Annotated in this window: 25 protein-coding genes and 2 tRNA genes; 19 read left to right on the top strand and 8 right to left on the bottom strand. The window is 68.2% G+C overall.

Annotated features, from left to right (window positions below):
• The first annotated feature begins 46 nt into the window (after positions 1 to 46).
• The 5 genes from rpsP (at position 47) to D3A60_RS09990 (ending at position 2,801) form a co-directional block, all read left to right on the top strand.
• Entirely contained in the window at positions 47 to 304 is a 258-nt protein-coding gene (rpsP, locus tag D3A60_RS10010; RefSeq protein WP_119718519.1) for a 30S ribosomal protein S16, read from the top strand.
• Positions 305 to 344: 40 nt separating this feature from the next.
• Positions 345 to 860, top strand: coding sequence for a ribosome maturation factor RimM (rimM, locus tag D3A60_RS10005; RefSeq protein WP_119718518.1), 516 nt, complete (start codon positions 345 to 347; stop codon positions 858 to 860).
• Positions 861 to 908: 48 nt separating this feature from the next.
• Positions 909 to 1,670: a tRNA (guanosine(37)-N1)-methyltransferase TrmD gene (gene trmD, locus D3A60_RS10000; RefSeq protein ID WP_119718517.1), complete on the top strand. Its 762-nt coding sequence runs from the start codon at positions 909 to 911 to the stop codon at positions 1,668 to 1,670.
• A gap of 190 nt (positions 1,671 to 1,860) precedes the next feature.
• Positions 1,861 to 2,262 carry a 50S ribosomal protein L19 gene (rplS, locus tag D3A60_RS09995; RefSeq protein ID WP_119718516.1) on the top strand — a complete coding sequence of 134 codons (402 nt, stop codon included), beginning with the start codon at positions 1,861 to 1,863 and terminating at the stop codon, positions 2,260 to 2,262.
• Positions 2,263 to 2,399: 137 nt separating this feature from the next.
• Complete coding sequence (locus D3A60_RS09990) at positions 2,400 to 2,801, top strand: RNA-binding S4 domain-containing protein (protein ID WP_119718515.1); 402 nt, start codon at positions 2,400 to 2,402, stop codon at positions 2,799 to 2,801.
• A gap of 3 nt (positions 2,802 to 2,804) precedes the next feature.
• Here D3A60_RS09990 and D3A60_RS09985 read toward each other — a convergent pair whose 3' ends face one another.
• The 3 genes from D3A60_RS09985 to mutS all read right to left on the bottom strand — a co-directional run bounded on the left by D3A60_RS09985 (position 2,805) and on the right by mutS (position 8,561).
• Entirely contained in the window at positions 2,805 to 3,410 is a 606-nt protein-coding gene (locus D3A60_RS09985) for a DUF937 domain-containing protein (protein WP_119718514.1), read from the bottom strand.
• A 144-nt stretch (positions 3,411 to 3,554) separates the two neighbouring features.
• Positions 3,555 to 5,729: a catalase/peroxidase HPI gene (katG, locus tag D3A60_RS09980; protein WP_119718513.1), complete on the bottom strand. Its 2,175-nt coding sequence runs from the start codon at positions 5,727 to 5,729 to the stop codon at positions 3,555 to 3,557.
• A gap of 264 nt (positions 5,730 to 5,993) precedes the next feature.
• Positions 5,994 to 8,561 carry a DNA mismatch repair protein MutS gene (gene mutS, locus D3A60_RS09975; RefSeq protein ID WP_196778705.1) on the bottom strand — a complete coding sequence of 856 codons (2,568 nt, stop codon included), beginning with the start codon at positions 8,559 to 8,561 and terminating at the stop codon, positions 5,994 to 5,996.
• A gap of 336 nt (positions 8,562 to 8,897) precedes the next feature.
• Here mutS and D3A60_RS09970 point away from each other — a divergent pair, with 336 nt between their 5' ends.
• The 12 genes from D3A60_RS09970 (at position 8,898) to D3A60_RS14530 (ending at position 21,311) form a co-directional block, all read left to right on the top strand.
• Positions 8,898 to 11,417 carry a TonB-dependent receptor gene (locus D3A60_RS09970; RefSeq protein ID WP_119719073.1) on the top strand — a complete coding sequence of 840 codons (2,520 nt, stop codon included), beginning with the start codon at positions 8,898 to 8,900 and terminating at the stop codon, positions 11,415 to 11,417.
• Between the two features lie 103 nt (positions 11,418 to 11,520).
• Entirely contained in the window at positions 11,521 to 12,021 is a 501-nt protein-coding gene (locus D3A60_RS09965) for a CinA family protein (protein WP_119718511.1), read from the top strand.
• Between the two features lie 56 nt (positions 12,022 to 12,077).
• Positions 12,078 to 12,707: a transcriptional repressor LexA gene (gene lexA / locus D3A60_RS09960; RefSeq protein ID WP_119718510.1), complete on the top strand. Its 630-nt coding sequence runs from the start codon at positions 12,078 to 12,080 to the stop codon at positions 12,705 to 12,707.
• Positions 12,708 to 12,908: 201 nt separating this feature from the next.
• The gene (gene recA, locus D3A60_RS09955; protein WP_119718509.1) at positions 12,909 to 13,946 is read left to right on the top strand and encodes a recombinase RecA; all 1,038 of its coding nucleotides are present in this window, start codon (positions 12,909 to 12,911) and stop codon (positions 13,944 to 13,946) included.
• A gap of 18 nt (positions 13,947 to 13,964) precedes the next feature.
• A complete protein-coding gene (recX, locus tag D3A60_RS09950) occupies positions 13,965 to 14,504 on the top strand; it encodes a recombination regulator RecX (protein ID WP_119718508.1) in 540 nt (179 codons plus the stop codon).
• Positions 14,505 to 14,736: 232 nt separating this feature from the next.
• Positions 14,737 to 17,385, top strand: coding sequence for an alanine--tRNA ligase (gene alaS / locus D3A60_RS09945; RefSeq protein WP_119718507.1), 2,649 nt, complete (start codon positions 14,737 to 14,739; stop codon positions 17,383 to 17,385).
• Positions 17,386 to 17,531: 146 nt separating this feature from the next.
• Positions 17,532 to 17,726, top strand: a complete 195-nt coding sequence (csrA, locus tag D3A60_RS09940) for a carbon storage regulator CsrA (RefSeq protein ID WP_119718506.1) — start codon at positions 17,532 to 17,534, stop codon at positions 17,724 to 17,726.
• A 70-nt stretch (positions 17,727 to 17,796) separates the two neighbouring features.
• Positions 17,797 to 17,889, top strand: a tRNA-Ser gene (locus D3A60_RS09935).
• Between the two features lie 128 nt (positions 17,890 to 18,017).
• A tRNA-Arg gene (locus tag D3A60_RS09930) sits at positions 18,018 to 18,094 on the top strand.
• A 1,024-nt stretch (positions 18,095 to 19,118) separates the two neighbouring features.
• Positions 19,119 to 19,595, top strand: coding sequence for a hypothetical protein (locus tag D3A60_RS09925; RefSeq protein ID WP_119718505.1), 477 nt, complete (start codon positions 19,119 to 19,121; stop codon positions 19,593 to 19,595).
• Positions 19,596 to 20,047: 452 nt separating this feature from the next.
• Complete coding sequence (locus D3A60_RS09920) at positions 20,048 to 20,464, top strand: hypothetical protein (RefSeq protein WP_157981458.1); 417 nt, start codon at positions 20,048 to 20,050, stop codon at positions 20,462 to 20,464.
• A 256-nt stretch (positions 20,465 to 20,720) separates the two neighbouring features.
• Positions 20,721 to 21,311, top strand: a complete 591-nt coding sequence (locus tag D3A60_RS14530) for a hypothetical protein (protein WP_157981457.1) — start codon at positions 20,721 to 20,723, stop codon at positions 21,309 to 21,311.
• A gap of 36 nt (positions 21,312 to 21,347) precedes the next feature.
• Here the strand turns inward: D3A60_RS14530 and D3A60_RS14525 are convergent, their stop codons facing one another.
• Positions 21,348 to 21,551 (bottom strand): hypothetical protein, encoded by a 204-nt coding sequence (locus tag D3A60_RS14525; protein WP_157981456.1) that lies wholly within the window; start codon positions 21,549 to 21,551, stop codon positions 21,348 to 21,350.
• Positions 21,552 to 21,622: 71 nt separating this feature from the next.
• Here D3A60_RS14525 and D3A60_RS09910 point away from each other — a divergent pair, with 71 nt between their 5' ends.
• Positions 21,623 to 22,033 carry a hypothetical protein gene (locus tag D3A60_RS09910; RefSeq protein WP_119718502.1) on the top strand — a complete coding sequence of 137 codons (411 nt, stop codon included), beginning with the start codon at positions 21,623 to 21,625 and terminating at the stop codon, positions 22,031 to 22,033.
• Positions 22,034 to 22,111: 78 nt separating this feature from the next.
• Positions 22,112 to 22,411 (top strand): hypothetical protein, encoded by a 300-nt coding sequence (locus D3A60_RS09905; RefSeq protein WP_119718501.1) that lies wholly within the window; start codon positions 22,112 to 22,114, stop codon positions 22,409 to 22,411.
• Between the two features lie 382 nt (positions 22,412 to 22,793).
• Here D3A60_RS09905 and D3A60_RS09900 read toward each other — a convergent pair whose 3' ends face one another.
• The 4 genes from D3A60_RS09900 to D3A60_RS09885 are packed head-to-tail and all read right to left on the bottom strand — an operon-like array spanning position 22,794 to position 26,609.
• Complete coding sequence (locus D3A60_RS09900) at positions 22,794 to 23,681, bottom strand: alpha/beta hydrolase family protein (protein WP_119718500.1); 888 nt, start codon at positions 23,679 to 23,681, stop codon at positions 22,794 to 22,796.
• A 31-nt stretch (positions 23,682 to 23,712) separates the two neighbouring features.
• Complete coding sequence (gene thiD, locus D3A60_RS09895) at positions 23,713 to 24,525, bottom strand: bifunctional hydroxymethylpyrimidine kinase/phosphomethylpyrimidine kinase (protein WP_119718499.1); 813 nt, start codon at positions 24,523 to 24,525, stop codon at positions 23,713 to 23,715.
• A complete protein-coding gene (locus tag D3A60_RS09890; RefSeq protein ID WP_269203665.1) occupies positions 24,522 to 25,208 on the bottom strand; it encodes a YoaK family protein in 687 nt (228 codons plus the stop codon). Before D3A60_RS09890 ends, thiD begins: the two co-directional genes overlap by 4 nt.
• A gap of 3 nt (positions 25,209 to 25,211) precedes the next feature.
• Complete coding sequence (locus D3A60_RS09885; RefSeq protein WP_119718498.1) at positions 25,212 to 26,609, bottom strand: PhoH family protein; 1,398 nt, start codon at positions 26,607 to 26,609, stop codon at positions 25,212 to 25,214.
• Between the last annotated feature and the right edge of the window lie 13 nt (positions 26,610 to 26,622).

Here is a 26,622-nt window from a genome sequence, read left to right as displayed (position 1 = left end):
TACCCGGTCATTCCGACCGCTGGGCAACACAGGAAGCAGCAGAATCATGGTCAAGATCCGACTGACCCGCGGCGGCGCCAAGAAGCGTCCGTTCTACCACATCATCGTCACCGACAGCCGCAGCGCCCGCGACGGCCGCAACATCGAGCGCGTCGGTTTCTACAATCCGGTCGCCCAGGGCGCCGAGAAGCGCGTCGAGCTCGACGTCGAGCGCGTCAAGCACTGGATCGGCAACGGCGCGCAGCTGACCGACAAGGTCGCCGTGCTCTACAAGGAAGCGGCGAAGGCCGCGACCGCGGCCTGATCCGCAGGCCGCGCGTGACCCCACGCGCGGCCATCGCCGCATGATCGATTCCGGGCGCCGCATCCTGTTGGGCAGGGTGATCGGCGCCTTTGGCGTTCGTGGCGACGTCAAGCTCGAGTCGTGGACCGAGCCGCGTGCGGCCATCTTCGGCTACCAGCCGTGGATCCTGCGCAGCCCGCAGGGCGTCGAAACGCAGATGGCCGGCGCCCGCGGCCGCGACACCGGCAAGCACCTCGTCGCGCAGTTCCCCGGCGTCACCGACCGCGACGTGGTCGAGGCGATGCGCGGCACCGAGATCTACGTGCCGCGCTCGGCGCTGCCGCCGCCGAGCGCCGGCGAGTACTACTGGGTCGACTTGGAGGGCCTGCGCGTCGTGACCGTCGACGGTGTGCCGCTCGGCACGGTCTCGCACCTGTTCGCCACCGGCGCCAACGACGTGCTGGTCGCGCGCGACGACGAGCGCGAGCGCATGATTCCGTTCGTCCAGCCCCAGTACGTCACCGGGGTCGACTTCGATGCCGGCGTCGTCACCGTCGACTGGGACCCGGACTTCTGACCGGCCGGCGGCCGCGCCGCGCCGCCCGCCCATCCGTCGCGAGCCGCCATGCGCATCGACGTCGTCAGCCTGTTTCCCGACTTCATCGCCCAGTGCGCCGCGTTCGGCGTGACCGGACGGGCGGCCGAGCGCGGGCTGCTGTCGCTGCACGGCTGGAACCCGCGCGACCACGCAGAGGGCAACTACCGCCGCGTCGATGACCGCACGTTCGGTGGCGGACCCGGCATGGTGATGATGATCGACCCCGTCCGCGCGGCGCTGGTCGCGGCGCGCGATGCCGACCCGGCGCCGGCCCGGGTCGTGTACCTCAGTCCGCAGGGCGTGCCCTTCACCCAGGCCAAGGCGCGCGAATTCGCCGCCCAGCCGCGGCTGATCCTGCTGTGCGGCCGCTACGAGGGCGTCGACGAGCGCCTGCTGCAGGCGGAGGTCGACGAGGAGCTGTCGATCGGCGACTACGTGCTGTCCGGTGGCGAACTGGCCGCCGCGGTGGTGATCGACGCCGTGGCCCGGCTGCAGGACGGGGCGCTCAACGACGCCGAGTCCGCGAGCCAGGACAGCTTCGAGGACGGGCTGCTCGACTGCCCGCACTACACCAAGCCGGTCGTTCACGCCCTGGGCGAGGTCCCGGCGGTACTGCTGTCCGGGAACCACGCCGAGATCGCCAGGTGGCGGCGCATGCACGCGCTCGGGCGCACCTGGCAGCGCCGGCCGGACCTGATCGACGAGGCGGCCCTGTCCCCCGCGGACCGCAAGCTGCTGGACGCCTACCGCGCCGGCCTGGCGGAGGTCGGGGACGACGCCGACGGCTGAGCGGCCGTGGCCGCGGTCCCGGCGGCGGGCCGGGCGGGCAGGCGGGGCACGTAAGCCCTAGCCACACAAGGAAATTCGCCGGTATAATGCGCGGCTTCGTTCCATCCGGCTCCACCCCAAACCGTTCCACCGATGCCAAGACGCGGGTCCACGTGCACTCGCGCTACAACGACTCCAACAGGCCAAAGCCATGAACAAGCCGTCTCTCAACACGCTGCTCCAGAACTTCGAAGCCGAGCAGATCCAGCGCCAGCTCCCGACCTTCAGCCAGGGCGACACCGTCGTCGTCAACGTCAAGGTCAAGGAAGGCAACCGCGAGCGCGTCCAGGCCTACGAGGGCGTGGTCATCGGCATCAAGAACGCCGGCCTGAACTCCTCGTTCACGGTGCGCAAGATCTCGCACGGTTTCGGCGTCGAGCGCGTGTTCCAGACCCACAGCGCCACGATCGACTCGCTGGAAGTGAAGCGCCGCGGCAAGGTCCGCGCCGGCAAGCTGTACTACCTGCGTGGCCTCGAGGGCAAGAAGGCGCGCATCAAGGAAGACCTCGCCGCCTACGCGAAGGAAAAGGCCGCCGCTGCCGCGCAGAAGTAAGCGCGTCGCCGATTCCACCCGCAACGGCCGCCTCAGGGCGGCCGTTTGCGTTGGCGTCATCGGCGCCGAGGCACGCTCGGCTCCGCGGCGTGCCGACGCCGATGCGTTCGCCCCCACTTCCTTTTCTTTGCGACCGAATGACCGACTCCGAAGCACCCGTCGTCCGCCTTGACCTGTGGCTTTGGGCCGCGCGCTTCTACCGGACGCGCAGCCTGGCCAAGCACGCGATCGAGACCGGCAAGGTCGACGTGGCCGGCCAGCGCGCCAAGCCGTCGCGCACGGTGCGGGTCGGCGACTGCCTGCGCGTGTCGCGCGGCGAAGAGCAGTTCGAAGTCGAAGTCGCTGGCATCAGCGACACCCGCGGGCCGGCCAGCGTCGCCCAGGCCCTCTACGTCGAGACCGACGGCTCCCGCCAGCAGCGCGAGCAGGCGCGCGCGCTGCGGATGGCCGAGCGCGCCGGCTACCGGGCGCCGGAGGGCAAGCCGGACAAGCGTGCCCGCCGGTTGATCCGCGCGCTGGGCGACATCGACGCGCTGTAGCCCTCAGCGTCCGCCGAGGAACTTTCCGGCCAGCCCCGCGAGGTCGGACAGGTCGGTGTCGCCGTCGCCATCGCGATCGAGCACGGTACCGAGCAGGCTGCCGACGCCGTCCTGCTGCCGCAGTTCGCGCTGTTCGGCGCCGAGCACCTGGGACAGCGCGTCGGGCGAGGCCCGGGCCGCGGCATTGCGGCTGGCGAACAGGCGCTTGGCCAGGTAGGCCATCACGACGGGTGCGAGCAGCTTCAGCAGCTGGCTCGACTGGCTGCCGTTGAGGCCGGCCGCCGCGCCCAGGCCCTGCGCCGCGACCGGCTGTCGCGCGCCGAAGATGTGCCCGAGGATCTGTTCGCCCTGTCCGCCGCCGCCCAGGGCCGCGCCGAGCAGATCGTCCAGGCCGCCGGCGCCGGCGTGATCGCGCTGCAGCGCGCCGAACAGGGACTGCGCGCCGTCGGGCTGGCCGGCGTTGCGGCCCAGCGCGCCGATCAGCAGCGGCAGCGCGGCGCCGATGGCGCCCTGCGCCTGCGCGGGCGACACGCCGAGCTGCTGGCTGATCTGCTGCAGCGGGGCGCCCTGCAGCTGCGTCATCAGGTCGTTGGTCAGCGGTGCGCTCATGGCGTCGACTCTCGGGGGAGGGGGACACCGATCCTAGTCCTGTTCGACGGGCACCGGCGTGTAGCGCAAACGACGACGCCCGGCGCATGGCCGGGCGTCGTCGCGGTGCGTTTGGTGCACGACCGTCGGCCGTGCACGCGGCGGTCAGTGCAGGTCGAACCGGTCGAGGTTCATCACCTTGGTCCAGGCGGCGACAAAGTCGCGCACGAAGTCGGCCTCGCCGTCGCTCGACGCGTAGACCTCGACCAGCGCGCGCAGCTGCGAATTGGAACCGAACACCAGGTCCGCGACCGTCGCCGTCCACTTCAGCGACTCGGTCTTGCGGTCCACGCCCTCGAACACGTGCGGGTTCTTCTCCGATCGGCGCCACTTGGTGCGCATGTCGAGCAGGTTGGTGAAGAAGTCCGTGCTCAGCGTGCCCGGGCGCGTGGTGAACACGCCGTGCGCCGTGTGGCCGTGGTTCGCGTCGAGGCCGCGCAGGCCGCCGATCAGGACGGTCAGCTCCGGCGCGGTCAGCGTCAGCAGCGCGGCGCGGTCGAGCAGCGCCGCGGTGGTGCTGTCCTCGGCGCCCGGACGCACGTAGTTGCGAAATGCGTCGGCCGCCGGCTCGAGCACCTCGAACGAGTTCGCGTCGGTCTGCTCCGCCGTGGCGTCGGTGCGGCCCGGGGTGAACGGCACCGTGATGTCGTGGCCACCCTTCTTTGCCGCGGCCTCGATGCCGGCACTGCCACCGAGCACGATCAGGTCGGCCAGCGAGATCTTCTTGCCCCCGCTGGCCTTTGCGTTGAACTCGTCGCGGATGCGCTCGAGCACCCCCAGCACGCGGGCCAGCTCGGCCGGCTCGTTGACCGGCCAATCCTTCTGCGGAGCCAGACGGATGCGCGCGCCGTTGGCGCCGCCGCGCAGGTCGCTGCCGCGGAACGTCGACGCCGACGCCCACGCGGTCTTGACCAGGTCCTGGATCGACAGGCCCGAGTCGAGCAGCGTCTTCTTCAGCGCAGCGATGTCGCCGTCGTCGACCAGCGGGTGGTCGACCGGCGGCACCGGGTCCTGCCAGATCAGGTCTTCCTGCGGCACCAGCTTGCCGAGGTAGCGGACCTTCGGCCCCATGTCGCGGTGGGTCAGCTTGAACCACGCGCGGGCGAACGCGTCGGCGAACTTGTCCGGGTTGGCCATGTAGTCGCGCGAGATCTTCTCGTAGACCGGATCGAAGCGCAGTGCCAAGTCGGCGGTGGTCATCATCGGCTGGTTGAGCTTGCCGGGGATGTGGGCGTCGGGGATGTTGCGGCCCGCGTCGCCCTTGGGCTTCCACTGGTGCGCGCCGGCCGGGCTCTTGGTCAGCTCCCACTCGTGGCCGAACAGGGTCTCGAAGTAGCCCATGTCCCACTTGGTCGGATTCGGCTTCCACGCGCCTTCGATGCCGCTGGTGATCGTGTTCGCACCACAGCCGCTGTCGAGCGAGTTGGTCCAGCCCAGGCCGAGCTCCTCGATGTTGGCGCCTTCCGGCTCGCGGCCGACATGGCTGATCGGGCCGGCACCATGCGCCTTGCCGAACGTGTGGCCGCCGGCGACGAGGGCGACGGTCTCCTCGTCGTTCATCGCCATGCGCGCGAACGTGTCGCGGATGTCGCGTGCCGACCCCAGCGGATCCGGATTGCCGTTCGGGCCCTCCGGGTTCACGTAGATCAGGCCCATCTGCACCGCGCCGAGCGGGTTGGCCAGCTCGCGCTCACCGCTGTAGCGCTCGTCGCCGAGCCACGTGGACTCCGGGCCCCAGTCGATCGGCATCGGCTCCCACACGTCCTCGCGGCCGCCGCCGAAGCCGAAGGTCTTGAAGCCCATCGAGTCCAGCGCGACGTTGCCGGCCAGGATCATCAGGTCCGCCCACGACAGCTTGCGGCCGTACTTCTGCTTGATCGGCCACAGCAGGCGGCGCGCCTTGTCGAGGTTGCCGTTGTCCGGCCAGCTGTTGAGCGGGGCGAAGCGCTGGTCGCCCGAGCGCGCGCCGCCGCGGCCGTCGAAGATGCGGTAGGTGCCCGCCGCGTGCCACGCCATGCGAATGAAGAACGGGCCGTAGTGGCCCCAGTCCGCGGGCCACCAGTCCTGCGAATCGGTCATCAGGCCGTGCAGGTCCTTGATGACGGCGTCAAGGTCGAGCGTCTTGAACTCGGCTGCGTAGTCGAAGTCCTCCACCATCGGGTCGGAGAGGTCGGACTTCTGGTGCAGGACGGCCACGTCGAGCTGCTCGGGCCACCAGTCGGCGTTGCGGGGTCCGCGGCGCGGGACGTGGGCGACGGGGCACTTGTTTTCGGCGTTCATCGGGCTCTCCTGGCGGGTGCGCGCCGACGTGATCGGCGGCGGGTTGCGAAGGCGGCGCCGCTGCGGACGGGACGGACCGGCTCGGCCGGGGGTCCAGTGCGCAAGCATCGCTTGCGTGTTCGCCGCGCGGCGTCGCTCAGGACGGGTCCGCGCGGCGGGAACCGCTTGAAAGTACGCCCGCCCGTGAGGAACGAGAAATTGAAAGTCGAAACCGGATTGATAGCGTCTATCTATCGATGCCGCACGTTCGACAGGCTGGCTCGCTTAGGCGAGGGCTTTCAGCCGGTACAGCGCCTCGAGCGCCTGCTTGGGCGTCAGCTCGTCCGGGTCGAGCGTTGCCAGCGCGTCCAGCGCGGCCGAGGACGGCGAGAACAGGCCGAACTGCTGCGGCTGGTCCAGCGCGGCCGGGGCCAGCGACGGGGCGGGAGCGCCGCAGTTGGACTGCTCGAGCTCCGCCAGCCGGCCGCGGGCCTGCTGCACGACCGCGCGCGGCAAACCGGCCAGCGCGGCCACCTGCAGGCCGAAGCTGCGGTCGGCCGGGCCGTCCTTGACCGCGTGCATGAAGACGAGCCGCTCGGTGCCGGCCGCGTCGCGGTGCTCGACGGCATCGAGATGGACGTTGGCGATGCCGCTGCCGGGCTCGGCCAGGCGGGTCAGTTCGAAGTAATGCGTCGCGAACAGCGTGTACGCGCGGTTGTGCGTCGCCAGGTGGCGCGCGCACGCCTCGGCCAGCGCCAGCCCGTCGTACGTCGACGTGCCGCGCCCGATCTCATCCATCAGTACCAGCGAGCGGTCCGTGGCGTGGTGGAGGATGTAGCTCGTCTCGCTCATCTCGACCATGAAGGTCGACTGCCCGCGCGCGAGGTCGTCGCCGGCGCCGATGCGGGTCAGGATCCGGTCGATCGGGCCGACCACCGCGCGCGCCGCCGGCACGAAGCTGCCGATGTGCGCGAGCAGCACGATCAGCGCGTTCTGGCGCATGTACGTGCTCTTGCCGCCCATGTTCGGGCCGGTGATCACCAGCATCCGCCGGCGTCCGTGCGCGTCGTCATCGCCGAGCACGAGGTCGTTCGGCTCGAACGGTTCGGCGCGCACGGCTTCGACCACCGGGTGGCGGCCGCGCTCGATCCACAGGCCCGGGGCGTCGGTCAGCTCGGGCCGCGCCCAGTCGAGCAGCTGCGCGCGCTCGGCGAAGCAGGCCAGCACGTCGAGTTCGGTCAGCGCGGCCGCGCAGCGCTTGAGCGGCGCGAGGCGGGCGTTGAGTTCATCGAGGATCTGCTCGTACAGCAGCCGCTCGCGCGCCAGCGAGCGCTCGCGTGCCGACAGCACCTTGTCCTCGAACTGCTTGAGCTCCTCGGTGATGTAGCGCTCGGCGCCGGTCAGCGTCTGCCGCCGGGTGTAGTGGGTCGGCGCGTTGTGCGCCTGGCCCTTGCTGATCTCGATGAAGTAGCCGTGCACCCGGTTATAGCCGACCTTCAGCGTCGCGATGCCGCTGGCGGCGCGCTCGCGCGCCTCCAGGTCGATCAGGAACTGGTCGGCGTGGGTCGACAGCCGGCGCAGTTCGTCGAGCTCGGCGTCGTAGCCGTCGGCGAAGATGCCGCCGTCGCGCGCCAGCACCGGCGGCTGCTCGACGAGCGCCGACTGCAGCAGGTGCGCGTGGGCGTCGTGTTCGCCGAGCTCGTCGCGCAGCGCGTGCAGCCGCGGCGAATCCAGCGGGGCGAGCAGGGCGCGAACGTCGGGCAGCAGGCCGAGGCCGTCGCGCAGCGTCGACAGGTCGCGCGGGCGCGCGCTGCGCAGGGCGATGCGCGACAGGATCCGTTCGAGGTCGCCGAGCGCGCGGAAGCGCTCGCGCAGCGACTCGCCGACGCGTGATTCGAGCAGCGTCGCGACCGCGTGGTGGCGCTCGCGTAGCACGTCGCGCTCGCGCAGCGGGCGGTGCAGCCAGCGGCGCAATTGGCGTCCGCCCATCGGCGTAACCGTGCTGTCGAGCACGCCGAGCAGGGTGTGGCGCGCATCGCCGTCGACGCGGCTATCCAGCTCCAGGTGCCGTCGCGTGGCGGCGTTCATCGCGATCGCGCCGTCGCCCGACTCCAACGCGATCGACGTCAGGTGCGGCAGCCGCTGCTTCTGGGTTTCCTCGACGTAGCCCAGCAGCGCGGCGGCCGCCGCCGTCGCCAGCGGGCGGTCGTCGAGGCCAAAGCCGGACAGGTCGTGCAGGTTGAAGAACTTCAGCAGCTGGCGGCGGCCGCTGTCGACGTCGAACAGCCACGGGGCGCGGCGGCGCACGCCGGTTCGCGCCACGATGCTCGCCGGCCAGCCGTCTTCGTCAGGGCACAGCGTCTCGGCCGGCTCGAGCCGCGCGATCTCGGCCTCCAGCGCATCGTCGTTGGCCACCTCGTTGACGAGGAACCGGCCACCGGCCAGGTCCGCCCACGCCAACCCGTAGCCGCCCTTGCCGCGCGCGACCGCCAGCAGCAGGGTGTCGCGGCGCTCGTTGAGCAGCGCCTCGTCGGTGACCGTGCCGGGCGTGACGATGCGCACGACCTTGCGCTCGACGATCCCCTTGGCCAGCGCCGGGTCGCCGATCTGCTCGCAGATCGCGACCGACTCGCCCAGCGCGACCAGTCGGGCCAGGTAGCCCTCGGCCGAGTGGTGCGGTACGCCGGCCATCGGGATCGGCGCGCCGGCCGAGCTGCCGCGCTGGGTCAGGGTGATGTCCAGCAGCCGCGCGGCCTTGCGCGCGTCGTCGTAGAACAGCTCGTAGAAGTCGCCCATGCGGAAGAACAGCAGCACGTCCGGGTGCTCCGCCTTGGCGGCGAAGAACTGGCGCATCAGCGGGGTATGGGCGTCCGCCGGGCGGGCGCCGGCTGCGGTATCGGCTGGGGGCACTGGGCGTTCTTGGCGGCGGAAAAAGCGGTTCCGGAGGCGGAACCGCGGGCCGCGACAGTATGCCAGCGAGGCACCATACGCCGGCGTGCTGCGATGCCACATGACCTGCCACCGGAAGATGTTAGTTTCGTGTCGCCGCTCACGTTAAAAATGCGTTTCGGCTTGCCGAAGTCGTCGCCGGGGGGCGACGCCGGCTCACACACTTTGGGGGTAGGGGCGATGCGCACCAGTAATCCGGATCGCAGGAAGCTGTCGTTGGCGGTGGGATTCGCCGTGGCCATGTGGGCAGCGGTGCCGCTTCAGGCGCAGGAGGCCGCCCCGGCCGCCGCGCAGGAGGAAGAGAAGGAGGCCACCACGCTGGCCGGCATCGTGGTGACCGCGCAGAAGCGCGAGGAAGCCCTGCAGGACGTGCCGATTTCGGTCACCGCGCTGCCCGAGCAGCTGCTGAAGGACACCGGCGTGCGTGACGTCAAGGACCTGCAGGTCCTCGTGCCCGGCCTGACCGTCACCAGCACCCAGAGCGAGGCGCTGACGACCGCGCGCATCCGCGGCATCGGCACGGTCGGCGACAACGCCGGCCTCGAGTCGTCGGTCGGCATCGTCATCGACGGCGTCTACCGCCCGCGCAACGGCGTCGGCTTCGGCGACCTCGGGGAGCTCGAGCGCATCGAAGTGCTCAAGGGGCCGCAGGGCACGGTCTTCGGCAAGAACACCTCGGCCGGCGTGATCAACGTCATCACCCGCCGCCCGGACTACAACACCTACGTCGAGGGTGAACTGACCGTCGGCAACTACAACGCGCTCGGCGCCGCCGGTGCGTTCAACACCGCGCTCGGCGACAACTCGGCCTTCCGCGTGTACGCCGCCAAGCGCAAGCGCGACGGCTTCAACGAGGTCCGCACCGGTGCCGGCCCGCGGCAGGAGACCGAGGACGGCAACCAGAACTTCCACACCCTGCGCGGCCAGCTGCTGCTGGAGCCGACCGACAACGTCGACATCAACGTCATCGCCGACTTCACCAGCCGCGAAGAGAACTGCTGCGTCGGCGTGACCACGGTGCGCGGCGCGACGGCGAACATCGTCAACGCGCTGTCGCCGGACGAGGGCGTCGCGCTTGTGGCCGATCCGTTCGCGCGGATCGCCTACAACAACCGCAGCACCGAGCAGGACATCAAGGACAAGGGCATCTCGGCCGAGGTCAACTGGATCACGCCGTGGTTCAACGGCGCGACGCTGACTTCGATCACCGCCCAGCGCGAGTGGCAGTCGATCAACGGCCTGGACTTCGACTACTCCAGCGCCGACATCCTCTATCGCAACCCGACCGAGGACGACGCGTTCACCAAGTTCGAGCAGTTCAGCCAGGAGTTCCGCCTGACCGGCGCGACCGACTCGGTCGACTGGATGGTCGGCGCGTTCTATGCCGACGAGGACCTGACCCGCAACGAGGCATACCGCATCGGCTCGGCCTACGAGCCGTACCTGTCGGTCGCGCTGCTGTCGATCGTCAACCCGGCGCTCGGCCAGTCGCCGACGGCGGCGCGCTTCCTGTCCGAAGCCACCGGGCTGCCGTTCGGCACGGTCTTCGCCGGCCTCGGCGCCAACGACCGCTACAAGCAAAACGCCAAGAGCACGGCGCTGTTCACCAACAACACCTGGCACGCGACCGACGCGCTCGACCTGACCCTCGGCCTGCGCTACACGATCGAGAACAAGGAACTCGAGTCGCGTTACAGCAACCCGAACGGCAGCCCGGGCTGCTCGCGGATGCTGCAGCCGACCGTCGGCCAGCAGCGCATCGCCGCGGCCCTGCTCGCGCGCGGCGTGCCGGCGGCGGCGCTGCCTGCGGTGATCCCGCAGATCATCGGCTTCGGCTGCCTGCCGTGGGCGAATCCGCTGCACAACGGCCGCGCGACCAACCAGGAGCGCGAGGAGAAGGAGTGGTCCGGCACGGTGAAGGCGGCGTACCGCTGGAACGAGCAGGTCATGACGTACTTCTCGGCGGCGCGCGGCTACAAGGCCGGCGGCTTCAACCTCGATCGCGTCCAGTCGAACACCGGCCTGTCGAGCGGCACGTCCGGCATCCTGCCGGTGGCCGACACGTCGTTCGAAGGCGAGTTCGTCGACAGCTTCGAGCTCGGCGCGAAGACGACCTGGCTCGGCGGCAACCTGCTGCTCAACGGCACGCTGTTCCACCAGACGTATGACGACTTCCAGCTCAACAGCTTCCTCGGCACGAGCTTCGTGGTGCGCTCGATTCCGGAAGTCGTGTCGCAGGGCATCGACACCGAGATCCAGTGGCAGGCGAGCGAGGGGCTGCTGCTGCAGGGCGGCCTGATGTACGCCGACACGACCTACGGCGACGAGCGCCCGGGCGGCGACTTCATCGCGCCGACCGGCGCGCTGTACAAGCTGCCCGGCAACCGCGTCAGCTTCGCGCCGGAGTGGTCCGGTTCGGCGTCGGCGACGTACGAATGGGACTTCGCCAGCGACCTGCGCGGCCGCTTCAACATCGGCGCCAAGTACATGTCCGAGTACAACACTGGCTCGGACCTGGACGTGGAGAAGGTCCAGGAAGCCTTCACCGTCGTCAACGCGCGCTTCGCGATCGAAGCGCGTGATCGCCGCTGGGCCGTGGAGCTGTGGAGCCAGAACCTGTTCGACGAAGAGTACGTGCAGGTCGGCTTCGACGCCCCGCTGCAGAACGTCTCGCCGGTCCCCGGCAATCCGTTCAACTCGTACAACGCGTTCCTCGGCGCGCCACGCACCTACGGCGTGACGTTCCGCGTCAACTACTGATCGAGCCCCAACGCGCTGCCTCGACGGCTTGCCGGAAACGGCAGGCCGTCGTCGTTTGCGGCGCATCGCCGGTGCGCGGTCGGCCCGGCTTATAGTGCCGCGCATGAGCGCACCCCCTGACGACCTCGAACTGCAGCGGCTGGCCGAAACCGTCGGCGAGGCCGCGCGCAGCAACCACCACATGCTGGTGACCGCCGAGAGCTGCACCGGCGGCTGGATCGCCAAGACCCTGACCGACGTCGCCGGCTCCTCGGCGTGGTTCGACTGCGGCATGGCGGCCTACAGCTACGAGGCCAAGCAGGCGCTGCTCGGCGTCCGCCCGGAAACGCTCGAGCACTTCGGCGCGGTCAGCCGCGAAACGGTGCTCGAGATGGTGTCCGGCGCGCTCGTGCACTCCGGCGCGACGCTCGCCGTGGCGGTCACCGGTATCGCCGGCCCCGGCGGCGGCACCGACGACAAGCCCGTCGGCACGGTGTGGATCGCGTGGAAGCGCCGCGGCGGCTACCCGCGCGCCGAGGTCTTCCACTTCGACGGCGACCGCGAGGGCGTCCGCCGCCGGACCGTGGCCGCGGCGCTCGGCGGCCTCCACGCGCTCGCCGCGTAGGCGTCGGGGCGGGCAGGGCTTGCGTGCCGGACGGGGTTAGTAGTATTACTACTAACATGAACCTGACCGACACCCAGCAGGCGATCCTCGACCTCATCGCCGACCGCATCGAGACCGACGGCGCGCCACCGTCGCAGACCGAGATCGCCTCCGCGCTGGGCTTCAGCAGCGTCCGCGCGGCGCAGTACCACCTCGAGGCGCTCGAGCAGGCCGGGGCGATCAAGCGCATCCCGGGCCAGGCGCGCGGCATCCGCCTCGTCCAGCCGCGCACGCCGGCTCCGGTGCCAGCGGCGAACGACGACGTGCTCAGCCTGCCGGTGCTCGGGCAGGTCGCGGCGGGGCTGCCGATCGGCGCCGACATCGGCTCGGACCAGGTCGTGCTGATGGACAAGAACTTCTTCGCGCCGTCGCCCGACTATCTGCTCAAGGTCAAGGGCGACTCGATGCGCGACGAGGGCATCTTCGACGGCGACCTGATCGGCGTGCACCGCACCCGCGACGCGCGTTCGGGCCAGATCGTCGTGGCCCGGATCGACGACGAGATCACCGTCAAGCTGCTGAAGATCGCCAAGGACCGCATCCGCCTGCTGCCGCGCAACCCGGACTACGCGCCGATCGAAGTCGCTCCCGGCCAGGACTTCGAGATCGAAGGCCTGTACTGCGGGCTGGTGCGCCCGAACCGGTGATGGCGACCTCCGCCATCTCCTCAATCCCCGCGCCCGGCGCCCTCGGCGTCCGCGGCGTTTTCCGACCGGCCGGACCGGCAATCGCCGATTCCGGTGCCTCTTTCCATCCCCCACAGTCGAATCTGGCCGCCGTCGCAGCCCGTGCGACGGAGACCCCACACCATGGCCTCACCCAAACGACCAACCCAAGGAACCGCCACGATGGATGACAACAAGAAGCGCGCCCTGTCCGCTGCGCTGGGCCAGATCGAGAAGCAGTTCGGCAAGGGCTCGGTCATGCGCATGGGCGATCGCGTCGCCGAGCCGGTCGAGGTCATCGGCACCGGCTCGCTGATGCTCGACATCGCGCTGGGCATCGGTGGCCTGCCCAAGGGCCGCGTCGTGGAGATCTACGGGCCGGAGTCGTCGGGCAAGACCACGCTGACGCTGCAGGCGATCGCCGAGTGCCAGAAGGCCGGCGGCACCTGCGCGTTCGTTGACGCCGAGCACGCGCTGGATCCGACCTACGCCTCCAAGCTGGGCGTCAACGTCGACGACCTGCTGGTCAGCCAGCCCGACACCGGCGAGCAGGCGCTCGAGATCGCCGACATGCTGGTGCGCTCGAACGCGGTCGACATGGTCGTGGTCGACTCGGTCGCCGCGCTGACGCCGCGCGCCGAGATCGAGGGCGAGATGGGCGACCAGCTGCCGGGCCTGCAGGCCCGCCTGATGAGCCAGGCGCTGCGCAAGCTGACCGGCAACATCAAGCGCTCGAACTGCCTGGTGATCTTCATCAACCAGCTGCGCATGAAGATCGGTGTGATGATGCCGGGCCAGAGCCCGGAAACGACCACCGGCGGCAATGCGCTGAAGTTCTACGCCTCGGTGCGCCTGGACATCCGCCGCATCGGCGCGGTCAAGAAGGGCGACGAGATCGTCGGCAACCAGACCCGAATCAAGGTGGTCAAGAACAAGCTGGCGCCGCCGTTCAAGCAGGTCATCACCGAGATCCTCTACGGCGAGGGCATCTCGCGCGAGGGCGAGCTGATCGAGATGGGCGTGGAGGCCAAGCTGGTCGAGAAGTCGGGCGCCTGGTACAGCGTGGGCGACGAGCGCATCGGCCAGGGCAAGGAGAACGCCCGCCAGTACCTCAAGGACAACCCGCAGATCGCCGCGCGGATCGAAGCGGCCGTGCGCGAGAAGTTCGCGCCGGCCGAGGCGCGCCGCGACGAGGACGAGGCCGTCGGTCTCGAGGACTGACGGGCGCGCGCAGGACCGATGTCGGACGACGACGCGCACGACGGCCAGCCCGCTGGCCTTTTCGACGACGCCCCCACCCGGGGGCGTCGGCGCGCCCGTCCGGAGCCGACGCCGACCCAGCGGGCCCTCGGCCTGCTGGTGCGTCGCGAGCACTCGCGCAAGGAGCTGTCGCGCAAGCTAGCGGCCCGCGGCGTGCCCCGCGACGACGCGAAGGCGGCGATCGATCGCCTCTCCGACGCCGGCTGGCAGGACGACGCGCGCTTCGCCGAACTGCTCGTCCGCAGTCGTGCCGAAACCGGCCACGGCCCGCTGCGGATCCGCGCCGAGCTGCAGACCCACGGGCTCGACCGCGACGCGGTCGCCGCCGCCATGGCGACCTACGACGGTCAGTGGGACCGACTCGCGCGCGAGTCGGTCGAGCGCCGCTTCGGCGCCGCGATCCACGACGACCCCGCGCTCAAGCGCAGGGCCGCCGAGTTCCTGATCCGCCGCGGCTATGGCGGTGACAGCGTCCGGCACGCCACGCGGTTCGACCCGGACGACGGCTGGGGCGTCTGACCGCCGCGCAAGCCGGTGCCGAACCGGGCGGGCGACGACTGCGTCCATCGCCCCGCCGCAACGAGGCGCGCCATGGCGCCGACCCGTGAGCCGCCGCGCAGGCGGTGCCCCGTCCTGATAGGCTTGACGACCTTCCGGACACCGGTTGCCTACTCGAGACAACGCCCCATTTTCGGGGCATGGGCGGGTTGCAGCGACCCCGGCCCCGTCTCCTGTCTCCTGCGCATCCGGCATGAAAACCACCAACGAAATCCGTCGCGATTTCATCGAATTCTTCCGTGGCAAGGGCCACGCGGTCGTCCCGTCGTCACCGCTGGTGCCGGGCAACGACCCGACGCTGCTGTTCACCAACGCCGGCATGGTCCAGTTCAAGGACGTGTTCCTCGGCGCGGAGAAGCGCAGCTACAACCGCGCGGTCAGCTCGCAGCGCTGCGTGCGCGCCGGCGGCAAGCACAACGACCTCGACCAGGTGGGCTACACCGCGCGCCACCACACCTTCTTCGAGATGCTGGGCAACTTCAGCTTCGGCGACTACTTCAAGAAGGACGCCATCGCGTACGCGTGGGAGCTGCTGACCGGCGTGTGGCAGCTGCCGAAGGACAAGCTGCTCGTCACGATCTACCACACCGACGACGAAGCCTTCGACATCTGGCACAACGACATCGGCCTGCCGGCCGAGCGCATCGTGCGCATCGGCGACAACAAGGGCGCGCCATTCGCCAGCGACAACTTCTGGCAGATGGCCGACACCGGTCCGTGCGGCCCGTGCACCGAGATCTTCTACGACCACGGCGCGCACATCGCCGGCGGCCCGCCGGGTTCGCCTGACGAAGACGGCGACCGCTACATCGAGATCTGGAACAACGTCTTCATGCAGTTCGACCGCCAGCCCGACGGCACGCTGCTGCCGCTGCCGGCGCCGTGCGTCGACACCGGCATGGGGCTGGAACGCCTGGCGGCCGTGCTTCAGCACGTGCACAGCAACTACGAGATCGACCTGTTCCAGCACCTGATCAAGGCCGCCGCGCAGCTCACCGGCACCGCCGACCTCGACCACAAGTCGCTGCGCGTGATCGCCGACCACATCCGCGCGTGCAGCTTCCTGATCGTCGACGGCGTGCTGCCGTCGAACGAAGGCCGCGGCTACGTGCTGCGCCGGATCATCCGCCGCGCGGTGCGCCACTTCTGGAAGCTCGGCACGCTCGGCGGCGACGGCTACTTCTGGCGCATGGTCGGCCCGCTGGCCGAGGTCATGGGCGAGGCCTACCCGGAGCTCGTCGCCAAGCGCGAGCTGATCGAGCGCGCGCTGAAGGCCGAAGAGGCCGCGTTCGCGCAGACGCTCGACGCCGGCATGCAGCGGCTCGAGGGCTACCTGAAGCAGGGCGGCGGAACCATCGACGGCGAGCAGCTGTTCCAGCTGCACGACACGTACGGCTGCCCGCCCGACCTGATCGCCGACATCCTGCGCGAGAAGGGCACGCACCTGCCCGAAACCGCGATGGCCCAGTACGAAGGCCTGATGGAACAGCAGCGAGAGCGCGCCCGCGCCGCCGGCAAGTTCGGCGGCAGCACCGCGCTGCCGGCCGACCTGATCGCCCAGCTGCAGCCGACCGAGTTCCTCGGCTACGACCATCTCGAAGCCGGCGGCCTGGTCGTGGCCGCGCTGCTGAAGGACGGCCGCCCGGTCGACGCCATCGAGGCCGGCGACGAGGCCATCGTCATCCTCGACCGCACCCCGTTCTACGCCGAGAGCGGCGGCCAGGTCGGCGACGCCGGCGAGCTGGCCGAGCAGGGCGTCCTGTTCGCCGTCGCCGACACGCTGAAGCTGGCCGGCCAGTTCCACGGCCACGCCGGCACGCTGCGCACCGGCACGCTGAAGCGGGGCGACCACGTCGTCGGTGCCATCGACCACGACCGCCGCGCATCGACCGTGCTGAACCACAGCGCCACGCACCTGCTGCACGCCGCGCTGCGCCAGGTGCTGGGCACCCACGTCACCCAGAAGGGCTCGCTGGTCGCGCCCGACCGCCTGCGCTTCGACTTCTCGCACTTCCAGCCGGTGACCGCGGCCGAACTCGCCGAGATCGAGCGCCGCGTCAACGCCGAGATCCGCGGCAACCACGCCGCCGAGATCCGCCACATGGCGATGCAGGAAGCGCTCGACTTCGGCGCGATGGCGCTGTTCGGCGAGAAGTACGGCGAGAACGTGCGCGTGCTCCGGATGGGTGACACCTCCACCGAGCTGTGCGGCGGCACGCACGTGTCACGCACCGGCGACATCGGCGTGTTCAAGATCGTCTCCGAGGGCGGCGTCTCGGCCGGCGTGCGCCGCATCGAGGCGGTGACGGGGCAGGGCGCGCTGGACTACATCGCCGACGAGGAGCGCCGGCTCGACGAGGCCGCCGCGCTGCTCGGCGGCAACGCAGCCGACGTCGGCGACAAGCTGCGCGCGCTGCTCGACCGGCAGAAGAAGCTCGAGCGCGAGATCGAGGCGCTCAAGGCCAAGGCCGCGTCGGGCGCCACCGCCGACCTGGCCGGCTCGGCGGTCGACGTCGGCGGCATCAAGGTGCTGGCGGCGCGGCTGGAGGGCTTCGATGCCAAGGCGCTGCGCGACGCGATCGACCGCCTGAAGCAGCAGCTCGGCGACGCCGTCATCGTCCTGGCGGGCGCCGGCGACGGCAAGGCGGCGCTGGTGGCTGGCGTCGGCGGCGCGGCCGCCGGGCGGGTCAAGGCCGGCGAGCTGCTGGCGCACGTGGCCGGCCAGGTCAACGGCAAGGGCGGCGGCCGGCCCGACATGGCCCAGGGCGGCGGCGACGACGGCCCCGCGCTGGTCAAGGCGCTGGCGGACGTGCCCGGCTGGGTGCAGGCGCGGCTCCAATAGTTCCAGTGGCAGGACGATCGGTCTCTTGCGGCCGGCGTCCTCCAGCAAAGATAATTAACGTTTCGTCCTATTAGACGGAACGCGCGCCGGCCTCAAGCCGGCGTCACCCCCGGCGCCATCGGGCGCCGGCCCAAGGAGGTTTGTCCATGCTCATCCTGACGCGCCGCGTCGGCGAAACCCTGATGATCGGCGACTCGGTCACCGTGACCGTGCTCGGCGTCAAGGGCAACCAGGTCCGTATCGGCATCACTGCACCCAAGGACGTGGCCGTGCACCGCGAAGAGATCTACCAGCGCATCCAGCGCGGCGAAGCGCCGCACGACGCCGACGACAAGGGCTGATCGCGCACTGCGCGTTTGCCGTCCGCGGCGCGAGTCGGTACCATTGCCGGCCGCACTGCTCGCAGTGAACGGAGACTTGCCCGAGAGGCCGAAGGGGCTCCCCTGCTAAGGGAGTATGGGGTCAAAAGCTCCATCGAGGGTTCGAATCCCTCAGTCTCCGCCAGTTCCACCGACGTGCATTCCACCGCACGTCGCCGCTGCTACAAGGGCCCATGGGCCTGCCTCGCAGCCGATTCAGTAGCAGGAAAAGTTTGACGGACCGGCAACACTCCGCCATAATTTTTCGACTACGCGCCCGTAGCTCAGCTGGATAGAGCACCAGGCTACGAACTTGGGGGTCGGAGGTTCGAATCCTTCCGGGCGCGCCATACAAGAAAGGGTCGATGAGTGAATGCTCATCGGCCCTTTTTCTTTGCGTCCTCCGGCTGAGCTTCCGATGGTGCGCTGCTCTTTCGCCTGTTCCTTATAGCCACGGTAGAGCGCTGGCGAGCGCCGCGTCTACATCGCACTTCAACGGACTGACGCTAATCAGGACGCGGCAAATCTGGGCGAGTGCACCCAAGAGCAAGCCGGACACAACAAGCGGAGTGATCTCTGCAATCCGCCTGTGCCCCGTTGTCCGTTGGTAGCCAGCAACAGCTAGCGAGAGGATCACGATTCCCGCGGTCGCGACATTGAGCCACTTGTCTGCTTGACCGGCGTGTCCACATGCATCAGACCCCGTGCTCGCCAGCTCGATCGCAATTGCGGACATTGGCGTGATTGCAACGAGCAGGCCGAATTGCAGCGACGAGCCCAAGTGACGTCCCCTGAAGCTAAGGGTTTCGTCGACAGATCCAGCCTTCATCCCCTGCTCCTTGGAGTGCAATCCGTAAGGTTCTGCGCGAATCTTCCGAAGGATTGCGGGCACACCTTTCTTCGTTACCCGCAAGGCTTTAGAACTCTACCGTCAAGGCTCCCACCGCTGCGGACAAGTCGTCAAGCCTCGAGAGGCAAGCCCTTCATCTTTGCTATCAATGCTAGAGGGCCTTATGGGCGAGGCAACAAACATGGTGTATGACCCACCAATCTCCGCGCGAGACTCTCAATATGTTGGCATGCAAATTTCTTCCTTCGCGCGCAAAGGCGCACTCCATGCATGCGCTGCTGCAACACCTGCGGCTGAAGGTGTGACCTTTGCGCGCTGGGCTCGCAACGCCGCGAACGGCGCTCTCAGTCAGCTGGGCAGCGGATCACCGGGCCAGACCTTTCGCGGCGTGGCAATGACGCTGGCGCACGAATAGGACTATTCCTACCTTGGAACTCGCCGTCTTCCGACTGACAACGCCGCCCCCGTTTCAGAGACTTTGCGCGCTGGCCAAGCGGGTCAGTACAGACCACAAGGAAAGTCCAATGAACGAGCAGGTGATCGGCGTCGAAGTGTCGGAAGAGGAACTGACGGCCATTGATGTGGCGTTGTCGGCACTGGAGTCAAACCTAAAGGGGCTGATCGCGCTCTCTGCAGACCAGCGCAGGGGTATGGTCAAGATGGGAGGGAAGTCTGAGGCCTTCTGTAGGCAGGCCGTCACCGTCTTTACGCAGCATCCCGACGTACTGCCGAGGAACTTCGATCTGGATCAGTTTCGCAGGAACCTCGAGATGCTTGATGCGCTGCGCCCGCGGCTATCGCGGATCTCGCGGCTCCACGAGCGAAGCGTCCACTCACAGATGGCGCTCGGTAGCTCGCTCATGTCGAACGCTCTGGATGGGTACGCGGTCATGAAGGTCGCCGGGATTGGGAAGGGGCTCGATGGGATGCGCCGCATCTTGGGCGCAAGGTTTGGCCGCGTGCGTTCTCGGGAGGTCGAGAATCCCCTTCCCAAAGTCTGAGCCCGCTACTGATCCAGGAGGCCCCAATTCGGGGCCTCCTTCAATTGGAGGATCGAAATGAATGACTCTCGCCCCAGTGCGTCTACCCAAGCTGAGCAACTTCTTGGAGAGTTGAAGAAGTTGTCGGAGCAGGGCGATGAGGAGGCCGCCGCCTTCCTCCGCGTCTTCGAGGCGTTTCTGCGCCGGCGAACTAGCGAGTCGGCATCGGGCGTGTCAGGGGGTTAGAGGTCCCCTCTCGACCCAAATCGGACATGGCTCCGAGCCCTTGTCATGCGAGCACGCTGCGCAACTTGGCTGGAATCCGCGTTTGCTCCTCCACGCCGGTGATGCAATAAGCTAGAAGAACGCTGTGGCCACCAGGCCAGCGGACGGCTGCGCCCGGAAGATCAGAGGATGTACAAATGGATCCATACCCACTTATTAGGTAGTTAGGCCTCACAAGGAGGGTCTCGGTGGTCGTAATCATGGTTCATTGGCTTATCAAGCGCGGCGTTGAGAATGAGCAGGCATTTAGGGCTATGTGGCAAAAGATGGCCGTCGATCCCAACACCGGCCTTTACAGAGAGTTCTTGACAAAGGCTGAAGAGGCCGAAGACCCAAAGTTTAATACCTTCAGCCTCACCGACCCGGCCTACATCACCTACGTCAATATCGGGTTCTGGAAAGACGTCGAAAGCTTTGACGCCGCTGTAGGAAAGTACATCGCGGAACCAGAGTTGCGGAAACCATTAGACGGACCGCTCAAAGACACCGAAATGCTCGCAGTCTATCGCCACAAATTCGAGTTCAAGATTCGCGAGCGCATCATCATGAGCAAGGTCCTGGATAGACAAGGCGGCCTCGACTTTCCGGTTGCTGACCTCAAGTAGCGTGAGGCCTAACAATTCGTTCAAGCCGAAGCCGTTTCGCGGCTCGGCTTAATTCAGGGGTTGGGCGCCTATGCAATATCCACCGGAAGCCCTTCAAGAGCTGGCGCGTCGACTGGACGAAGTTCCGTCGCAGCTGCATCACCTACAGATGGACTGCTTCCTAAGCTGTAATGACATCCCTAACGAGCGAGTCAAGGAGTACATGTTTCACGGCGTGGGACGTCGGCTCAATGTTCTTAGGCACACAATCATCAATGTGTTCGACCACTTCCCGCCCTCCGCGGAGGCAAAGCTCGATCGAGAAACTCTCATTGATGTTCAGATCAACCTGCAAGCCTTCTTCATCAATCTAATCGGGGTTTTTGACAATTGGGCTTGGAGTTTCGTCCATCTGCATCAGCTCGAGGCCGATGTGGGTGGCCGTCTCAATGTCGATATGTTCAAGAGCCGGACGCAACGGCTTCTCCCGCAGGCGCTTCAGGAACATCTCTCATCCGAGACAATGACCAGGTGGCATTCGGAGTACCTCAAGAACTACCGAGACGCTTTGGCTCATAGAATTCCTCTTTACATTCCCCCCGCTACCCTTACCCCAACGGAGCAGGAACGCTACAACGCGCTAGAGGCGCGACGGATTGGCCTAATACAGCAGCACCAATGGCAACAGCTAGGCGAAATGATTGCAGAGCAAGATGCAATTGGCAGGCCGTGCTTTGCGTTCCTCCATTCTTTTTCAGAGGACGAGGCCTTGAGACCCATACTGATTCATCCACAGATGCTTTCCGATGCATCGACCGTTGTGGAGTTCGGTAACCTATTCTTGGCGCATTGGCGTGAGCGCGCCTAACAATTAACTCAAGCCGAAATCGCTTCGCGGTTCGGCTTAATTCAGGCGTTCGCCGCAAAACAGCAACAGCAGGGGGACTCGTATGGCACTCGCACGGAAAGCTGCTAAGAAGCCTGCCAAGAAGGCTGCAACGAAAGCTGCGAAGAAGGTGGTTGTTAAAAAGAAGGCGGCGAAGAAGGCCGTCAAGAAGGTCGCAAAGGCAGTAAAGAAAGCGATTAAGCGCGTGGCAAAGAAGGTCACACGCAAACCCGCTAGAAAGCGCGCTGCCGCCGGCGGCACTGATTACTCTGGTCCACGCAAGCCCCGCTGACATGCCTACCGTAGAGAAAATTTGTGAGGACCTCGAGGTCGTAAGCGGCAAGATTAGCGACCTGACAAGGACAATCGCTCTTAGCGTTCTGGCTTTGGTTTGGCTCTTCATTGCCGGGGGTGACGATGCGCCCACGCTGCGATCATCGCCCAATAGTGGGCTTCTGCTCCTGGCCGGCCTTCTTGTGCTGCTGTCGCTGCTTTCGGACTACCTACAGTTCGTCTTTGGATACGCCAACTCCAAGGAGGTCTTAGAGGTAGCCGAGGCCTCGGAAGCAAGACAGGCCAAGTACAACCAAAAGTCTGTTCTGTATCGCGCACGATCAATTCTCTTCTGGCTCAAGCAGCTGTTCGCGCTGTCTGCACTTGCTGTGCTGTTGATCGCAGTAGGTGTTGCATATGCATGCGGCTAACGATTCATCCAAGCCGACGCCGCTTCGGGGCGCGGCTCAATTAAAGCGTTAGGCGGGATGGGAACAGTTCGGCTAGTCATGGTTGACGCCTTGCCCCAGCCAGGTACGCCGGCTTTCGCCGAGTACGGCGGGGCAACAATCAACGTCTATACAACCGAGTTGGCCGAGCAGGCTGCGGTGGCGCTTGCGACGCGTGAGGTCGCTGAGGCTGGTTGGCAACTGCAGACCGTAGATGAGACGTATCTGCTGACTCGTGCCGACCTTGCGGAGGCAACGCCAGAGGGCATGAGCTACTTCGAGCAGGCACTTCTAGACGGCGTCGTTGTGGTCATACACGCCTACCCTGCCACCAAGCCGGAGGGAAACCTTGTCCATTAACGGTCTGCCGCCCAGCAATTCATTCAAGCCGAAGCCGCTTCGCGGCTCGGCTTAATTCCGCTTGTTGAGCGCCGATGTCCGCTTCTGCCTGAAAGCGGACATCGACCATGGCGTATCGTTACGTGCGGCCGCGTCATCACGAACGCTCGCAAATGGGGCGCCGGGTAGGCGGCCCTCGACGGCGAACTACCCGCACATTTGCGGTATGGGCTCGCGACGCTCCGGCGAGACGGATGCGGACGGTACCCAACGATGGCTGCTGAAAACCAGTAGCGAGAGTTTGCCCACGCGAGTTGCCAGCTAACCGGGCGAGCACACGTCAGCGGTAGCTGTTGTCCGCCATTAGGCCGGGAGCGGACCTCAAGCAACGGGAGGAACGCAGCTAGAGCACGACGTTGGTTAGCAGGGCGGCAATTCCACTTGGTTGCCTCATCCAACTGAAGTGATCCGCGGGCGCGCGCAGCGTCTCGCTATCCAGCACCCGCACATCCCGTTCGCCCGGTCCGAACTTCGAGAGCAGAAAATCAATCGACGACCTCGGCGCCAGCCAGTCGTCCTTCGGCAGCACCGCGCGCACCGGCAGCGTGAGCTTCGCCATCCCGGCCTCGATGTCGGCGTCGATGCCCGGCGCGGCATAGCGGCCGGTGATCGCGGTGCGCGCCCAGTCGGTGATCACGCCGCGCGCCTCGTCGCCGCCGAAGCCGATCGCGCGGCCGGGCAGGGCGCCGCGGCGGTGGGCCAGCCACGGCAGGAAGCGGTACGCCATCGGCAGCCAGTAGCGCGTCGGCCGCGGGAACGCGCGCCAGTACGGCGCGCCGCTGGCGACCAGCCACAGCGCGCGCGCGACGGTGGCGGGGTCTTCGCCGGCCTGCACGCGCAGCGCCAGCCGGCACGTCGCCAGCTGCCCGCCCAGGCTGTGGCCGCCGTAGGTGTCGGGGCCGGCGCCGGTGGCGGCGCGGATCGCCGCTTCGCTGGCCGGGATGTCGTGCTGCAGCAGCTCGCGGTAGCCCCAGTCGTTGTGCCGGCTGGCGCGCACGCTGCTGCTGCCGTTGCCGCGCCACTCGTGCAGGTACACGGCCACGCCGCGCGCGGCCAGCGCCTCGGCGAACGGCACGTAGTGGCGCGCGGCCACGCCGAGCGCGGGCAGCCACAGCAGGTGCGCGTGCGCGCCGTCCGGCACGCGGGTGATCAGTTCGAAGTGGTGGCCGTCGTCGGCGCGCACGCCCAGCACGCGCGCGTCGATGCGCGACGGCGGCAGCGGGTCGCTCATCGGCGGCGCCGGGCGGGGCGGGACGTGCGGCTCAGTCATGCGCGGCGGCGCCGAAGTGGTCGAGCACGACCACCTCGCCGCGCCCCGGCGTGTAGCCGCCGCGCAGCACGGCGTGCACGTAGTCGCCGGCCGCGGCGCAGGCCTCGACCAGGCCGCGGCCGCGGCACAGCTGCGCGGCCACCGCCGACGCCAGCGTGCAGCCGGTGCCGTGCGCCTCCAGCGACAGCCGCGCGTGGCGGAACTCGACCACGCGCGCGCCGTCGCTGAGCAGGTCGACCACCTCGCCGTCGCCGGGCAGGTGCCCGCCCTTGAGCAGCACCGCCTGCGCGCCGAGCCGGTGCAGCGCGTCGAGCGCCTCGTGCATGTCGGTGACGTTGCGCAGCGGCCGGCCGATCAGCAGCTCGGCTTCCGGCAGGTTCGGGGTGATGACCGTCGCCATCGGCAGCAGCCGGGTGCGCAGCGCCTCGAGCGCGGCCGGCTCCAGCAGTCGCGCGCCGGACGTGGCGACCATCACCGGGTCCAGCACCAGGTGCGGCGGCGCGTAGTGGGCGAGCGCGTCGGCGACCGCGTCGATCACGGTCGACGTGCCGAGCATGCCGAGCTTGACCGCGCCGATCGCGAAGTCGTCGAAGCACGCGTCGATCTGCGCGCGCAGGAAGGCCACCGGCGGCACCTCGACCGCGGTGACGCCGCGGGTGTGCTGCGCGGTCAGCGCGGCGATCGCCGACAGGCCGTGCACGCGGTGCGCGGCGAAGGTCTTCAGGTCGGCCTGGATGCCGGCGCCGCCGCCGGAGTCGGAGCCGGCGATGGTCAGCGCGCAGGGCGGTCGTGAGATGGCGTTCATGGCGCCAGTGTGCCCCCGCGCAGCTGCCAGTGGCGATACGCGGCGTAGGCCACGCCGACGGTGCCGGTCAGCGCGGCCGGCACGTACAGCGTCGCGTAGCCCAGCCGCGGGAACAGCAGCGCGCCGACCACGCCGCCGGCGGCGAAGCCGAGGATGATCACCACGCACAGCGACAGCCGGCGGCGGTCGACCGCCATGCCGCGCAGCCGGTGGCCGAGGAAGATGCCCAGGTCGGTGAACATGCCGCTCAGGTGCGCGGTGCGCACGACGGCGCCGCTGTAGGTCGCCGTCATCGCGTTCTGCAGGCCGCACGCCATCGCTGCCAGCGCCGCGCCGGCGATCGCGCCGTCCTCGAACAGCGGCACCGCGGCGGCCAGCAGCGCCGCCTCGATCGCCAGCGCCACGCCGTAGCGGCGCCCGAGCTTCAGCGTGCTGTCCTGGATCAGCATGCCGCTGAGCACCGCGCCGGCGACGAACGCGGCGATCATCAGCCCCAGTCGCCCGGCGGTGCGCAGCTCACCCTGCGCGGCGGCGGCGCCGAGCAGGGTGGTGGTGCCGGTCAGGTGGGTGACCGCCTGGTGCTCGAAGCCCAGGTAGCCGACCACGTTGACCATGCCGGCCACCAGCGCGAGGCTGGCCGCGCCGGCCCAGACCCACGTCGGCAGCAGGCGGACCGGCGACACGCGCTACAGCACGTCGGACGCGTAGTCGGCCAGGCGCGAGCGCTCGCCGCGACGCAGCGTGATGTGCGCGCTGTGGGCCCAGTTCTTGAAGCGGTCCACCGCATACGTCAGGCCCGACGTGGTCTCGGTCAGGTACGGCGTGTCGATCTGCTCGACGTTGCCGAGGCAGACGATCTTGGTGCCCGGGCCGGCGCGGGTAATCAGCGTCTTCATCTGCTTCGGCGTGAGGTTCTGCGCCTCATCGAGGATCAGCCAGCGGCTCAGGAACGTGCGCCCGCGCATGAAGTTCATCGAGCGGATCTTGATCCGGCTGGCGAGCAGGTCGTTGGTCGCCGCGCGGCCCCAGCTGCCGCCGTCCTGGTTGTGCGTCAGCACCTCCAGGTTGTCGGTCAGCGCGCCCATCCACGGCGTCATCTTTTCCTCCTCCGTGCCGGGCAGGAAGCCGATGTCCTCGCCGACGCTGACCGTCGCGCGGGTCATGATGATCTCGCGGTAGCGCTGCTGGTCCATCGTCTGCGCCAGGCCCGCGGCCAGCGCGAGCAGCGTCTTGCCCGTACCGGCGGTGCCGAGCAGGGTGACGAAGTCGATCTCCGGGTCCATCAGCGCGTTGAGCGCGAAGTTCTGCTCGCGGTTGCGGGCGATGATCCCCCACACCGCGTGCGAGTTGTGGCGGTAGTCGTCGACGATCTGCAGCGTGACCTTGTCGTCGGTGACGCGCGCGACCTTCAGCTCGGACTCGTCGTCGCCGGGCAGGTACAGGAACTGGTTCGGGTACCAGTCGTCCTCGTCGCGGCGGGCGATCTCGTAGTACGTGCGGCCCTTGTCGGTCCACGAGCGCAGCTCCTTGCCGTGGATCTGCCAGAAGTCCGCCGGCAGCTCGGTCGCGCCGGTGTACAGCAGGCTGAAATCGTCGAGCGCGCGGTCGTTCTCGTAGTCCTCCGACACGATGCCGGCGATCGCCGCCTTGATCCGCAGGTTGATGTCCTTGGAGATGAACACCACCGGCGTCTCGGGCTCGGCTTCCTTCAGCGCGAGGATGGCGCCGAGGATCGCGTTGTCCGGCACCACCGCGCCGAAGCGCTTGCCGGCGTCGAAGTTGTCGGTCTGGAAGCGCAGCTGGCCGACGCTCTGCGGGCCGCGCAGCTGCAGGCCCTGCGGGCGCAGCAGCGGGATGCCGGTGTGGATGCGGTCGGTGCCGACCGACTCGACCAGCTCGTTGAGGAAGCGGCTGACCTGGCGGGCGTTGCGGCTGGCTTCGGAAGTGCCTTTCTTGCCGTTGTCGAGCTCCTCCATCACCTGCATCGGCAGGTAGACGTCGTGCTCCTCGAACTTGAACAGCGCGGTCGGGTCGTGCATCAGCACATTGGTGTCGAGCACGTAGATGCGCTTGCTTCGGGTCATCGCCAGCTCCGGT

Source organism: Cognatilysobacter tabacisoli (assembly GCF_003586305.1).
Taxonomy (GTDB): Bacteria; Pseudomonadota; Gammaproteobacteria; order Xanthomonadales; family Xanthomonadaceae; genus Cognatilysobacter_A; species Cognatilysobacter_A tabacisoli.
Note: the sequence above shows the minus strand (reverse complement) of the source record. Positions and strands in the feature narration are given on the sequence as shown.